Source organism: Streptomyces mabaensis (genome assembly GCF_053763515.1).
In genome coordinates this window covers 37,867-51,155 of the sequence record NZ_JBSOPZ010000015.1, presented here as the reverse complement: position 1 = coordinate 51,155, position 13,289 = coordinate 37,867, and the positions used below count along the sequence as shown (strand labels likewise).

At 70.5% G+C, this 13,289-nt stretch carries 14 protein-coding genes and 1 pseudogene; 8 read left to right on the top strand and 7 right to left on the bottom strand.

From position 1 onward, the window contains the following. Positions 1 to 23: 23 nt before the first annotated feature. The 4 genes from ACWV17_RS15685 to ACWV17_RS15670 all read right to left on the bottom strand — a co-directional run bounded on the left by ACWV17_RS15685 (position 24) and on the right by ACWV17_RS15670 (position 3,158). Positions 24 to 587, bottom strand: a complete 564-nt coding sequence (locus ACWV17_RS15685) for an NADPH-dependent FMN reductase (protein ID WP_455360192.1) — start codon at positions 585 to 587, stop codon at positions 24 to 26. 608 nt (positions 588 to 1,195) lie between these two features. Continuing rightward, a complete protein-coding gene (locus ACWV17_RS15680; protein WP_455360191.1) occupies positions 1,196 to 1,675 on the bottom strand; it encodes a hypothetical protein in 480 nt (159 codons plus the stop codon). A 759-nt stretch (positions 1,676 to 2,434) separates the two neighbouring features. Beyond that, a complete protein-coding gene (locus ACWV17_RS15675; protein ID WP_455360190.1) occupies positions 2,435 to 2,899 on the bottom strand; it encodes a PIN domain-containing protein in 465 nt (154 codons plus the stop codon). Continuing rightward, positions 2,889 to 3,158, bottom strand: a complete 270-nt coding sequence (locus ACWV17_RS15670) for a type II toxin-antitoxin system Phd/YefM family antitoxin (protein ID WP_455356754.1) — start codon at positions 3,156 to 3,158, stop codon at positions 2,889 to 2,891. Before ACWV17_RS15670 ends, ACWV17_RS15675 begins: the two co-directional genes overlap by 11 nt. Before the next feature lie 112 nt (positions 3,159 to 3,270). Between ACWV17_RS15670 and ACWV17_RS15665 the strand changes: the two genes are divergently transcribed. The 7 genes and pseudogenes from ACWV17_RS15665 (at position 3,271) to ACWV17_RS15635 (ending at position 9,402) form a co-directional block, all read left to right on the top strand. Continuing rightward, positions 3,271 to 4,953, top strand: coding sequence for an SWIM zinc finger family protein (locus ACWV17_RS15665; protein WP_455360189.1), 1,683 nt, complete (start codon positions 3,271 to 3,273; stop codon positions 4,951 to 4,953). Between the two features lie 99 nt (positions 4,954 to 5,052). Next, a pseudogene (locus ACWV17_RS15660) lies at positions 5,053 to 5,409 on the top strand (hypothetical protein); the annotation flags it as partial. A gap of 148 nt (positions 5,410 to 5,557) precedes the next feature. Continuing rightward, positions 5,558 to 7,393, top strand: coding sequence for a sensor histidine kinase (locus ACWV17_RS15655; RefSeq protein ID WP_455360188.1), 1,836 nt, complete (start codon positions 5,558 to 5,560; stop codon positions 7,391 to 7,393). Positions 7,394 to 7,429: 36 nt separating this feature from the next. Then, positions 7,430 to 7,864, top strand: a complete 435-nt coding sequence (locus ACWV17_RS15650; protein WP_455356757.1) for a roadblock/LC7 domain-containing protein — start codon at positions 7,430 to 7,432, stop codon at positions 7,862 to 7,864. Positions 7,865 to 7,866: 2 nt separating this feature from the next. Next, entirely contained in the window at positions 7,867 to 8,241 is a 375-nt protein-coding gene (locus ACWV17_RS15645) for a DUF742 domain-containing protein (protein ID WP_455356758.1), read from the top strand. Continuing rightward, entirely contained in the window at positions 8,219 to 8,827 is a 609-nt protein-coding gene (locus ACWV17_RS15640) for a GTP-binding protein (protein ID WP_455356759.1), read from the top strand. Before ACWV17_RS15645 ends, ACWV17_RS15640 begins: the two co-directional genes overlap by 23 nt. Further along, on the top strand, positions 8,824 to 9,402 hold the full coding sequence (locus tag ACWV17_RS15635; RefSeq protein WP_455356760.1) for a GAF domain-containing protein: 579 nt from the start codon (positions 8,824 to 8,826) through the stop codon (positions 9,400 to 9,402). Before ACWV17_RS15640 ends, ACWV17_RS15635 begins: the two co-directional genes overlap by 4 nt. Before the next feature lie 91 nt (positions 9,403 to 9,493). Here the strand turns inward: ACWV17_RS15635 and ACWV17_RS15630 are convergent, their stop codons facing one another. Continuing rightward, positions 9,494 to 10,693: an acyl-CoA dehydrogenase family protein gene (locus ACWV17_RS15630; RefSeq protein WP_455360187.1), complete on the bottom strand. Its 1,200-nt coding sequence runs from the start codon at positions 10,691 to 10,693 to the stop codon at positions 9,494 to 9,496. A gap of 382 nt (positions 10,694 to 11,075) precedes the next feature. On the opposite strand from ACWV17_RS15630, the gene ACWV17_RS15625 reads away from it, so the two are divergent. Beyond that, a complete protein-coding gene (locus ACWV17_RS15625; RefSeq protein ID WP_455360186.1) occupies positions 11,076 to 11,438 on the top strand; it encodes an MmcQ/YjbR family DNA-binding protein in 363 nt (120 codons plus the stop codon). A gap of 95 nt (positions 11,439 to 11,533) precedes the next feature. Here the strand turns inward: ACWV17_RS15625 and ACWV17_RS15620 are convergent, their stop codons facing one another. Next, positions 11,534 to 12,433, bottom strand: a complete 900-nt coding sequence (locus tag ACWV17_RS15620) for a transketolase family protein (protein WP_455360185.1) — start codon at positions 12,431 to 12,433, stop codon at positions 11,534 to 11,536. 43 nt (positions 12,434 to 12,476) lie between these two features. Then, positions 12,477 to 13,181 carry a transketolase gene (locus ACWV17_RS15615; RefSeq protein ID WP_455360184.1) on the bottom strand — a complete coding sequence of 235 codons (705 nt, stop codon included), beginning with the start codon at positions 13,179 to 13,181 and terminating at the stop codon, positions 12,477 to 12,479. Positions 13,182 to 13,289: the final 108 nt, after the last annotated feature.

Here is a 13,289-nt window from a genome sequence, read left to right as displayed (position 1 = left end):
GGTCGTCTTGCGTTGCGGCCCGCTCAGGTGCGGGGGCGGTCACGCAGGATGCGTACCCAGGCGGCGAACGCGCTCATCCACGCAGTGAGGAACTCGCGGGTCCTGTCATCGACGATGCTGCCGTCCTCGGCGAAGCGCTGCGGTGTGAAGTGGATGAAGGCTTCCGGCTGTTGCAGTGTCGGCGAGTCCAGATAGGCCAGGACGTTGCGGAGGTGCTGCTGGCTCAGAGCGGTCCCCGTGGAGCCCACCGACGCGCCGATGACACCGGAGGGGATACCGGCCAGCGCGTTGGACCCGTAGGGGCGCGAGGCCCAGTCCAGGGCGTTCTTCAGCGCGCCGGGGATCGAGCGGTTGTACTCCGGTGTGACGATCAACAGCCCGCCGCTGGACGCGATCGCCTCCTTCAGCGCTACGGCGGCCGGCGGAAACTCGTCGTCCATGTCCTGGCTGTACAGCGGAAGATCTGCGATGGGGATCTCATTGAATGCCAGGTCATCAGGTGCCAGTCCGATCAGCGCGTGAGCCAGCCGCCGGTTGATCGATCCTCGGGACAGGCCGCCCACCAGGTAGCCGATCTGGATTGCCACGGTTACTCCTCTCGATGCCACTGTCGTCCCACCGGTCACTGAGGTAAGGATCGAGGCAGGACAAGCGGCCTGCAAGCTGCCGCCGCGGCGGTTCGCTGAGGCCATCATGCGCCCGTCTGGTCCATCCGGGCGCGCGGGCACCTGGTGGACGGCAGAACGGAGAGGGCGTGTGCGCGCGGCAAGTCCCTCAGACAGTTCGTCCACGACCTGCCGCCCCCGGGTAACGCCGACCCGTATCACGTGGCCGAGGAAGGCCACGACGGGTGGCCCGAGCAGGGACAGCATCTTCCAGGGAATGCCCTGGTCCGGCTCCGGCTCCGGCTCTGTGGTGACGGCGGCCGCGGCACCGGGGTCACGTCCCTGCCGGGGTGGGCAAGGTGCGGGTGCGGGCGGGGAGGTTGGCGGACGGCTCGCCCCGTATGACGATGCCACCGCCTCATTCCCCGTTAGATGGTGTGCCGCCGCCACTGGAGCGCGCCGAGGCGTTGTGCGGTGCCTCGGTGTCGACGATCAACTATTCGTGACCGTCGACAACACGCCCTCGGCGCAGCCCCACGGGGGAAGCGCAGTGCCGAGGGCCGCTGCTTTACGAAAATCACCGGGACGCATCACGCCCCCTCTAGGATCCCTCCCTGCACCCAGTCATCAAGAATCCGCACCTTATCCTCGAAGCGTCGGTCAGCGAATGACATGGGAGCACGCAGCGAGGTTCGCCCACCGCTCTTGAGGATTATCGACACTTGCCGTACGCCCAGAGTGCTGCGTACTTCGAGTCCGTGGATGGCATCGCGTGGGATCTGGGAGCGGCGGTCTCCGAGGACGATGAGGACGTCCCCGGTGAGGCTCACACCGTAGCGGCGTGACAGCAGGGGGGTCACCACGGTGGCGATCGCAGCAGCCGCAAGGCAATTGATGAGCTCGGTGGATTGAATCGGGGATGAAGTTGCCGCCATGGCCGCGTAGACCAGACCGCTGCCGACCAGCGTGCCGACAAGGACGGGGAGCGCGATCTGGAGAGCACTCAGCCGGAATGTGACCTCGCCGTCCGGTGAAAGCGGGGCATCAGGGTGGCCTGAAGGATTCAGCATGAGGCCTTCGATTCATTAGGCGGTTGTGTTGAGTTGGGTCGGGTGCCGGTGGCGTCGTGGACACCACCGGCACCCGTCGAGCCAGCACCGGGTGGTCACCGACTGGCCTACCTGCGCCTGCAGTGGCTGTTTTTCTTGCTCACGTTGCCGGGACGTGCCCAACCGTGCACTCCCCAGCCGACGGTGGCTCCGAACTTCCAGGTGAAACAACCTCCCCGCTTAACGGCTGCGTTGAGGTTGTTGACTACCCACCAGGTGTAGGCCCGGGCGATGTCCCACTCGTTGCGCCAGGCCCAGCGAATCGGCCCGCCGGAGAGATCCGGCGGGCCGTTAGGACACATCGAGGCGAGAGAGCGGCCTGCAATCTATACCCTCTACGCGACCGATTACTCCGATGAGCCTTTCCACCAGCGTCGCATTGCGGGGGGCATGAGGCTGGCGAGAATACTTGCCCTCCGTCGCCGCTTCCGCCACTCGCTGCGAATGTCGAAGATCTCGATCTCGAGCTGTTCGTCATCCGCGTCTTCCGTCCACTGGACTTTCATTTCCTGTACGAGAGGCTGCGCGGGCTCTTGAGGGAGCCAGAAATCATCAGCTTTCGGATTTTCGCGGTCGGCAGTCTTGGGGTCCTCGCTGAGGTAGAACGGCGAACTGACCGAAGCCCTCATGCCGCAAGGCATCATCCTGCTGCTGCATGGCGGCATGCCGCCGACCCCACCCCGGCTCAGGGAAGGCGTGAGCGGTTGGTTCCGTGGCTGCCTACCGGTCGTGCAGCACCTTCGGGCGGGTGACGGGGGCCACGGTGAGTAGGCCGTCCAGGCCCTTGAAGTCGTCCGGGTTGGTGGTGAACAGGGGCAGGCCCTCCGCGACGGCGATCGAGGCGATCATCAGGTCGGCAATGCGGCGCCGGGGTTGGCGGCCCGCGCTGATGACAGCCGCGCAGACCCGGCCGTAGATGCGGGCGGCTTCCGCGTCGAAGGGGAGGGGGTCGAACTCGTTCTCGGCGCGCTGGAGGATGTCCGTGCGGCGGGCGCGCTCGGCGTAGTCGTCCTGCTCGGCGTTGCCGCGCACCTGGTGGGGGCCCGCGGAGAGTTCGGCCAGGGTGATGGCCGTGATGGCCATCTCGGCGGGCAACTCCTCGGGGTCGATCCACTTGCGCAGGATCATGATGTTGGTGTCGAGGAGCCCCTGCTGGTACGCGACGGGCTGATGCTCACCGGGCATAGGGGTCGTCCGGCTCCTGCTCGGCAGCGGTTTCCTGGTTGGCTCGGAAGGCCTCCAGGGAGATGTCGGGGGCGGTGCGGGACATGGCGGCGAACTCGCCGCGCGGGACGAAGCGCCGGCGACGGCGCAGGGGGATCAGCTCACCGATGCGGTGCCCGTCGCGGGTGACGGTGAAGGACTGGCCGCTTTGGACGGCGTCCATGATCTCTTTGGATTTGGTGCGCAGGTCGCGCTGGGTGATCTCGGGCTGGGCGGTCATGGCTCCACGGTAGCCATCGTGTGCCATCGGGTTCCACCCTGTAGCACCGGTGTTTCTGATGAGGTCGGCGGATCTCGCACCCGCCACTCTGCGGGAGCGGTTGAATACCGGTGTGGCACGGAACGTGGTGGGATTCGGCGAGGATGATCTGCGGGCCCTGGCCGGGGCTCGGTCCTTCGATCGAGGGCTGGAGTATCTGGACGCGCTGAGTGGCCTGGAGGTAGGCGCCGGCTCGGTCACCGCCACGGTGCACGGCACCGACGTCTACGAGGTGGAGCTCACCCTCGGCGGGGGCATCGGAGTCTCCGGGCGGTGCGACTGCCCGTACGGGCAGGAGGGCAACTTCTGCAAGCACTGCGTGGCGGTGGGACTGACCGTGCTGCGGCAGTTGGAGGCGATTCCGCGGCAGCGGGCCGCCGCCCGGGCGCGAGCCTCTGGCCTGGAGGCGTGGCTCACGGCGCTGACCCAAGCAGAACTTCTCGCGCTGGTGCGGGAACTGGTCGCCGGTAACCGGGAGCTGAGGCGGAGGCTGGAGCTGCGGGGCGCGGCCGCGCGCTCCGATCTCGACACGGTCCGGGAGCGCTTGATGGCGCTGATCGATCCGCGGCCGTTCGCCCGGTACGGGTACGTCGAGTACGCCGATGCCCCCGGGTACGCGCGTCAGGTCGCGGAGGCGGCGGACGCGCTGCGCGCCCTGACCTCCGGCGGACACGCGGCGCAGGCGGTCGATCTGGCCGAGGACGCGATCCGGGTGCTCGGTGAGGTGTACGGGGAGATCGACGACTCGGACGGCGTGGTCGGACAGGCCGTCACCACGGTGGCCGAGGCCCACCTGGAGGCGTGCCAGGCGGCGCGGCCGGATCCGGAGCGGCTCGCCGAGTGGCTGGTCGGCCACGTGCTCGGCGAATGGAACGACGCGACGGACCTCGATCCGCTCGACTACGCGGACCTCCTGGGGCGGGCCGGGATGACCAGTATGCGGCAGCTGGCGGCCGAGGCGCGGCGGCGCAGCCCGCGCGGCTGGGCGGAGCGGTATCTGATGGAGCGCCTGGTCAGGGCGGAGGGCGATGTGGACGCGCTGGTCGCTCTGTATGCGAAGGACTTGGATTCGTCCGGTGCCACGCATCTGCGCATCGCCGAGGAGCTGGACGCGGCGGGTCGCGAGGACGAGGCGCTTGCGTGGGGGGAGCGCGGACTGCGGCACATCGTATCCGAGGCTCACGTCGACGGCCGTCTGGCCGACTACGTGTGCGCCCGCTACACGCAGGCGGGCCGGATGGCTGAGACAGTCGCGGTCCGCCAGGACCGTTTCCGAGCGGAGCGCTCGCTCGTTGCCTACCAGCAGCTGCGCGCCGTCGCCCGGGCCGCGGACTGCTGGGAGAGTGAGCGGCAGGCGGCGCTGGCCGTCCTGCGCGAGGACGCCCGCCGGGAGCGCGGCGGCTGGTACAGCGGTCCCGTGCTGATCGACGCGCTGCTGGATGACGGCGATCTGGACGCCGCCTGGCGGGAGGCGTCAGGCCGTGCCGACGACCGGCAATGGCAGTGGCTCGCCGACCTCTCGCGCGAGACGCGCCCGGCCGACGCACTCGTCGTGTACTTGCGGTTGCTCGAACCGCTGAAGGAGCCGACCGGGGACCGCGTGTACGAGCGTATGGCGCAGCTGCTGCGCAACGCCCGTGACTGTCACCAGGCACTGGGCACCGAGGCCGAGTTCACCGCCCACCTCGCCGACCTGCGAGCGGAGCTGAAGCGCAGGCGCAAGCTGATGACCATTCTTGACCGGCACGGGCTGTGAACCCTGCCCCCATACGTGCCATTGGGCCATGTTGCCCATCGGACCAGTTATCGCGACATCCAACTCTGACTGTTACGACGCAGAGTTGAGAACATCTTGTGGCCCAAGAACCACACGGACTATACGCCGCTGCCCGGTGCCTGGCCAGACATTCGCATGACGCCTGCCCAGGGGGTGCAGACCCACCTTGACCTGCAGGGAGGCGGTCCGGGCGGGATGCTCCTGCCGATCCACTGGGGCACATTCAACCTGGCGCCGCTCGCCGCGGTCGCGTTGCCGCGGCCCGGTGAGCCGTTCGAGCCGAACACCGACGGCGTACCGGCCGAGCCGTGGTGGCGTGCCGTCGCGCGGGTGCCCGCCGGAGGATGGCCGGAGGCCACCGTGGATCCCACGCGGGAGCCCGCCGGGGGTGCGCCGGCCGGGACCGGCGAGCCCGAAGCCGTCACGTCCACGTAGCCACTGGCATATTCGGGCTGTCGTACGAGGCGTCATACCAGAGCGGGAAGCGTGGCGCGGAAGTTCTCAACTGCCAGTCGGCAGGGCGACTTTGCCGACTACTGTGGGTGCTCGGTGATCAACGCTGGGCCCACTTCCGAGGACGCCGATGTCTCAACTCCGCGCACCCGCAGCGCGCGCCGACCGCCGGGAGGGCGGACGGCACGGCCGGCCGGCCGCCCGCTTCGTACCGACGACGCCCGACACCCACATACGCCCCCAACTCCTCCGCACCGCCGTTCTGCCCGCCCTGGCCACCGCGCTCAGTGGTGCGGCCGCCGTACTCATCACGCTCCGGGCCGGCTCCGCCGAGCCCACGGCCGAGCTGTGGGGACTCCTGGGCGGCTGCGCCGTGCTGGCCGTCGCGGCCCTGGCCGCCGCCGCGCTCGGCGCGAACCGCTCGGCCAGGGTGGTCCTGGACCGCTGCAACGCCCTCCGCCGCTCCAGCGCGCGCGGCCAGGCCGATCTGCGCGGCGTGGTGGAGCAGCTGCGGCGCGGCGAGGGGCCGCCCGTACGCAGAGGCCCGACGCCGGCCTCGCCCGCCCCGCCCACGCCGGCGGCCCCGCCCGCGGGCGACGAGTTCGACCTGCTCGCACAGGAGCTGGGCCGGGCCCATGAGGTGGCTGTGGCCGCCGTGGTCCAGGCCTCGCAGCTCTCCAGCAGCGCGGGCAACGACCAGAAGGTCGAAGTCTTCGTCAATCTGGCCCGCCGGCTCCAGTCCCTCGTACACCGCGAGATCCAGCTGCTCGACGAGCTGGAGAACGAGGTCGAGGACCCCGAGCTGCTCAAAGGCCTCTTCCATGTGGATCACCTGGCCACCCGGATCCGCCGGCATGCCGAGAACCTCGCGGTGCTGGGCGGCGCGATCTCACGCCGTCAGTGGAGCCACCCCGTCACCATGACCGAGGTGCTGCGCTCCTCCATCGCCGAGGTCGAGCAGTACTCGCGGGTCAAGCTGGTGCCCCCGGTCGACGGAACGCTGCGCGGCCACGCCGTCGCCGACGTCATCCACCTCCTCGCCGAACTCGTCGAGAACGCCACGGTGTTCTCCGCACCGCACACCACCGTGCTGCTGCGCGTGCAGCACGTCACGGCCGGCCTCGCCGTGGAGGTCGAGGACCGGGGCCTGGGCATGCCGGTCGCCGAGCAGAACAAGATGAACACCCTGCTCTGCGACCCGGACCTGGTCAACGTCGCCCACCTGCTCCAGGACGGGCGCATCGGGCTCTTCGTGGTCTCCGCGCTGGCGCGTAGACACGGCATCGCGGTCCGCCTGCAGAGCAACATCTACGGCGGCATCCAGGCGGTGCTGGTGCTGCCGCAGGGCCTGCTCGGTGCCGAACCCGAGACCGGCGAGCCCCGCACCGCCCACGACGGGACCGCCGAACCCCACCCGTCGGTACCCGCCGCGCCCGCCTCCGCCCGGTCCGCCTCCGCCCGGTCCATGTCCGCACCGTCCGCTTCCGCACCGCCCGCACCGCCCGCACCCGCCCAGCCCGCCGCCGCTGCTCCGCAGCCGTTACCGCAGCCCGGCCCGCCCCCGGCCCCCGCCGCCCGTACCAGCGCCGGCGGTCTCACCCTTCCCGTACGGGGAATTCAGTACGACCGGCCGAACCCGGCGGGGGCGCGCCCGGGCCCCGTCCCGGCGGCCACCCCGGAGCACTCCGCGGCCGACGTGGCGCCCCCGGCCACAGACCCCCGGCCCACCGGCGTCGTGCGCGGCACCATGGGCCGGCCCCAGTTGCCCAAGCGGCGCAGCCAGGAACATCTGGCTCCCCAGCTGCGGGACGCCCCTGCCGCGCGCAAGGCCCCCGAGCAGGCGGTCACCCACGATCCGGGCCTGATGGCGGCGTTCCAGCGAGGCATCGGCCTCGCCGAGTCCCAGCCGGCACCCGCCCGCGAAGCGCACGACGCACAGCACGGCGACGACCACCACGACCACTAGACCCGCCACCCCCTTAACCCAAGGAGTCGATCCCTCATGGCGAGCGATGTACCGACCGGCCAGGTGTCCGACCTCGACTGGCTGTTGAGCGGTCTGGTCCAGCGCGTGCCGTACACCCGCAACGCGGTTCTGCTCTCCTCGGACGGGCTGGTGAAATCGGTCCACGGCCTCGACACCGACAGCGCCGACCACATGGCCGCGCTCGCCTCCGGGCTGTACTCACTCGGCCGCAGCGCCGGTGCCCGCTTCGGCGACGGCGGCGAGGTGCGGCAGGTCGTGGTCGAGCTCGACTCCACCCTGCTGTTCGTCTCCACAGCGGGCTCCGGGACCTGTCTGGCCGTACTGGCCGGCCGCGAGGCCGACGCGGCCGTCCTCGGCTACGAGATGGCGATGCTGGTCAAGAGCGTACGGCCGTACCTCGTGACCCCGGCCAGGCAAGGGGCCGGACCGGCCGGCGTGCCGGGGCAGTGAGGGTGCCGACGCCGTACGACCGGCCGTGGCTGGACGAGGCGTGCGGCCGGCTCATCCGCCCGTACGCGGTCAGCAACGGCCGGACGCGTCCGACGACCGCACTCGATCTGCTCTCCCTGGTGATGTCCACCGGCACGGTCCCGCAGTCCCATCTCGGCCCCGACCACGCGCAGGCGCTCGGGCTCTGCGCGGGGCCCACGTCGGTCGCGGAGATCGCCGCGCACCTGCGGCTGCCGGCCGTGGTCACCAAAGTGCTGCTGTCCGACCTGGTGGACTGCGGGGCCGTCACCGCGAAGGCCCCGCGCTTCTCCGACAACCCGACCGACGACCGGTCACTCCTGGAGGCGGTACTCGATGGCCTTCGACGACGGCTCTGAACTCTTTCCCGGCACACTGTTCCCCACCGCCCTGAAGATTCTTGTCGCGGGCGGCTTCGGCGTCGGCAAGACGACCTTCGTGGGAGCGGTCAGCGAGATCGAACCGCTCAGTACCGAGGAGCTGCTCACACAGGTCAGCGTGGCGACCGACAGCCTGGAGGGCGTCGAGTCCAAGACCACGACGACGGTCGCCATGGACTTCGGCCGGATGACGCTCGACGCCCGGCATGTGCTGTATCTGTTCGGCACGCCGGGCCAGCAGCGCTTCTGGTTCATGTGGGACGAGCTCTCGGAGGGCGCGCTCGGCGCCGTCGTACTCGCCGACACCCGCCGCCTGGAGGACTGCTTCGACGCGGTCGACTTCTTCGAGCGCCGTGGTATCGGATTCATCGTGGCCGTCAACGAGTTCGACGGCGCCTACCGCTATGACGCGAGCGAGGTGCGTGCCGCCCTCGACCTCAGGCCGGAGATCCCCGTCGTGCTCTGCGACGCCCGGCTCTCCAACTCCGGGATCAGGACCCTGGTCACCCTCGTCCAGCACCTGCTCACTTCCACCACGGCGTCGAATCAGGGAGCACTCTCATGACGTACGACCCGACCGGCCATCTGCTGCTGACCCCGATCGACCGCGAGGCGCCCGTCCGTGTGGAGCGGCTGCGCCGACTGGGACTCGGTGACCGGCCGGACGCGGCGTTCGACGCGTTCGCCGCCCGGCTCGCAGAGGTGACCGGCGCTCCGTACTCGATGGTCAACTTCATCGACGAGAACCGGCAGTTCTTCGCCGGCCTGCACACCCCGTCGGGCAATCACAGCGGTACGGACCTGGGGGCTGCCGCCGCCGCGGCCGCGGCCGCCGAACCGGGCCGGGTGATGGCCCGCGACCACGGCTACTGCCCGCACGTGGTGGTACGGCGCAAGGCGCTCGTCCTGGAGGACGTGTGCGACTACCCGCGCTTCGCGGGCAACCCCGTGGTCGACGAGATCGGCATCCGCTCGTATCTGGGAGCGCCGCTCATCGACCGTACGGGCATCGCGCTCGGCACCATCTGCGTGGTCGACACAGAGCCGCGGCCCTGGGGGCGGCCGGGGCTCGAGACGATCAAGTCGATGGCGGCGGAGCTGGTGGAGCAGATCCACCGCCGGGAGGACGGGGGAATCTGACGCGGTGCCTCGGTGCGGTGGCTCGGTGCGCCTGCTCGCTACGCGCCTCAGTGCGCGCCGCCGTACGCCGACTCAGTACGCCGGCTCCGTCTCAGTACGCCGGCTCCCGCTGTACGAGGCGGGAGAGGCGCTCCGACCACTGCCCCCGGGCGGTGCCGAGGGCCACCTCGGCGAGCCGCAGCAGCTGTACGTCCGAGGTGCCGGCCGGAGCGAACATGTGGTGGGCGTCCCGCAGATAGCGCTCGATGGGGCGGTCGGTGAGCAGCCCGGCCGCGGCATGGATCTCCATGGCGTCGCGTGCGGAGTCGATCGCGGACTCCACGTTCACCAGCTTGGCGTTCATCAGCTCGGCGTCGCAGGGCAGGCCGTGGTCCAGCAGATGAACCGCGTGATAGGCGGCGAGGCGTGCCGTCATCAGCCGGGACTGCAGCTGCCCCAGCTTGAGCTTGACCGACGGCAGCTCGTGCAGCGGTTTGCCGTACCGCACGCGCTCCGCGCAGAACGCGGTCGTCTCCTCCAGGATCGCCCGGTGGATGCCGAGCGAGACGGCCGTCAGGTTGGCCCGCCCGTAGAGCACGCTGGAGGAGTAGGCCACGGCCAGCCCGTCACCCTCCTCGCCGAGCCGGTTGCCCGCAGGGATCCGGCAGTCGTCGAAGAGCAGCTCGCCGAAACTGAACCCGTGCAGCCCCATGGCCGCCTGCTGCCGGCCCAGCGAGAACCCGGGGCGGTCCGATTCGACCAGGAAGGCGGTCAGCCCCCCGGAGCCGGGGGCGGTCCTGGCCACCACCCCGTGCACATCGCCCACATGGCTGTTGCCGACGTACACCTTCCGGCCGCGCAGCACGTAGTCGTCGCCGTCGCGTACGGCGCTCGCGGTCATCCCGAGGACATGGCCGCCGGAGCCGGACTCGGTGACCGCAATGGTCGGCAGGCATTCGCCGGCCGCGATGGCCGGCAGCCAGGTCTTCTTCTGCTCCTCGCTGCCGAAGTGGACGATCTTGGCGACGCCGAGCTGGGAGGCCTGGACCATGGCGCCCATGGCACCGCTGACCCGCGCGAGCTCCTCGATGATGATGGTCTTGGCGAGGTGCCCCATCCCCATGCCCCCGTGCGCCCGGCTGATCGTGGCGCCGATCCAGCCCTGCCGGGCGATCATCCGGGACAGCCCCGTGTGCACCGTGCGCGACGCCTCCATCGCGGCTATCCGGGGGCGCACTTCCCGTTCCGCGAACTGCCTCACCTCGGCACGGAGTTGACGGTGCCGTCCACTGGTGAAGTAGCCGTCGTCCATCGTGAGGCCTCCTCGGCGAAGTTCCCAACGGCAGGCATGCCCACAGAAACTCCGCTCGCCACATGCCAACGGCAAAGGGTTTCGCCGACGGGTGGCACTGAGGGACACTTCCTGGTCCCCGGGGATCACCGCCGGGCGTTCAGGCGGCACGGCAGAACCGATTCAGCCCTGTTCCCGACTGAAATTGACCGCCGCGGCGCCGGGGAGTGGGCAGTGCCACGGACCAATCCGGCGCACGGAGGTGCGTCGGGGTCACCACGGCGCACGGCAGGCGCGCGTAAACAGCTCGCGCGCCCTGCGACGGGTGCAGCGGCCGGGCGACTGTCAGTGGGGCGGGCTACGGTCGTTCTGGACCTGGTTCCCATCCGGAACGGAGGCGTGGATGACCACCGCCGACGATGTACGTACGATCGCACTCTCGCTCCCCGACACGTCGGAGAAGCTCTCCTGGGGCATGCCCACGTTCCGCGTGGCGGGCCGGATATTCGCCGCCCTCGCCGACGACGACGCGTCCATGGGGTTCAAATGCCCGAAGGAGGAGCGGGCCGAGCTGATCGCCGCCGAGCCGGAGAAGTTCTTCGTGCGGGAGGGGCACGACGACAACTACGCCTGGCTGCGCGTGAGGCTGGCGGCTCTGGAGGACGAGGACGAACTCCGGGCCATCCTCGTCGACTCGTGGGGGCAGGTCGCTCCGCGCAGACTGGCCGACGCGCACCCGGAGTTGGGAAGGTCGGCGGCGAGCTGAGCGAATCCGGTACGGAGGGAGGGCCGTACGGGGCGCGGGGAGTGCGGGGGCGCCGGGATACGGGGGCGCGGTGTCACGCCGTCGCCGCCACGGGGTCACGGGGTCAGGAAGCCGCTGATCCGCTCGCGCAGCGCGGCGGCGTCCAGACCATGGGCCGCGAGGTGCTCCGGCAGCTGCCCGTAGCGGCGCAGCTCCTGCCGCTGTACGCCCAGCCCCAGTACCCGGTGCGGGGTGTCGCGGAGCGCGTCACTCACGGCCGTGGTCGAGGTGCCCGCCAGGTACGGCTCGACGATCACGACCTCCGCGCGGCTCCGGCCGGCTGCCGCCCGCAGGGCGGCGCCGTCGAACGGCCGCACGGTCGTGGCGTACAGCACGGTCACGTCCAGCCCCTCCGCCGCCGCGAGGACGTTGTCCAGCATCGGCCCCACCGCGACGACCACCCCGCCGCGTCCCTCGCGTACGGTCAGGAACCCTGCCCCGTCCACCGGCCGAGGTGCCGAGTTGGCCTGCATCGACAGCCGGACGTACACCTTGTCGTCCCCGGCGGCAGCCGCGTTCCGGATCAGCGTCTCGGCCTCGTCGGGGTGGCCGGGCACATGCACGGTCCAGCCGTCCAGGGTGTCGAGCAGCGCGATGTCGCCGGGTGCCATGTGGGTGAAGCCGCCGGCCGGCCAGTCGTACGAACCGCCGGCGCTGACCAGGACCCCGCCCACGTCCTGGTGGCCGAAGTCCAGCTTGACCTGTTCGAAGGGCCGCTCGACGAGGAAGCTTGCGAAGGTGTGCATGATCGGCCGCATGCCGGCGAGGGCGAGCCCGCCGCCCGTACCGATCAGCAACTGCTCGCGGATGCCGACGTTGATCACGCGGTCCGGGTGCTTCCTCCGGGCAGGCTCGAAGCCGTCCGCGCCGATGTCGGCGAGCACGACCGCGAGCCGCGGGTCCTCGTCGAGCAGCCGGGAGACGGTGGAGGTGAAACGCTCACGCATGGTGTCCATGGCCGAGAGTCCTTGGTCAGTGAGGGGAGGTCGGTTCGGGGAGTCAGGCGTTCTTGGGCTCGACGCGGGCGACCACGGCTCGCGGCCGGCCCGGATGCGGTGCGGTGTAGGCGGCGTACAGCGCCTCGTGGTCGCGGCCGTCGACGGTCTCGGCCGACCACCCGGCGGCCTCGAAGCGGGCGGCGATACCGCCGGGCCAGCCATGGGTGGCCGAGGCGTTGTCGATCACCAGGGTGTGCAGCTGCTCCAGGCCGGCCGGCCCGGCGTACGCGAGCGCCTCGTGATTGCTGCCCTCGTCCAGCTCGGCGTCGCCGACCAGAACCCACGCGCGCGGGTCGGTCAGCCCCTGCGCGCGCAGCCCGAGCGCGGTACCCACGGCGAGCGGCAGTCCGTGTCCCAGGGAGCCGCTGCCGATCTCGGCCCCGGGAACGAGGACGCGGTCCGGGTGGTGGCCGAGCGGCGAGTCGTACGAGCCGAACCCCGGCAGCCACTCCACCGGGAAGAACCCCTTGGCGGCGAGCACCGCGTAGTACGCCATCGGGCCGTGCCCCTTGGAAAGCAGGAAGCGGTCCCGGTCGTCCGCCAGGGCGGTCGCGGGCGTCACCCGTAGTACCCGGTCGTACAGCACCCAGAGGGCGTCGAGGGTGGAGGTGGCGGCGGGACCGTGCTTCTCGTCGCCGGTCATGAGCCCCATCAGGCGGGGCAGATCTTCGTAACGGTAGGTGCCTGCGAACGTTGTCTGCGTCATGCGGCCCAGCGTGCAACCTCAAGTTTGCTTGAGGTCAAGGGCGGTCCGTGTCGCGGTGTGCGCGGCGAAAAGCGGTGCGCGACCACCCGGGGAAGTGCGGTATTGTTT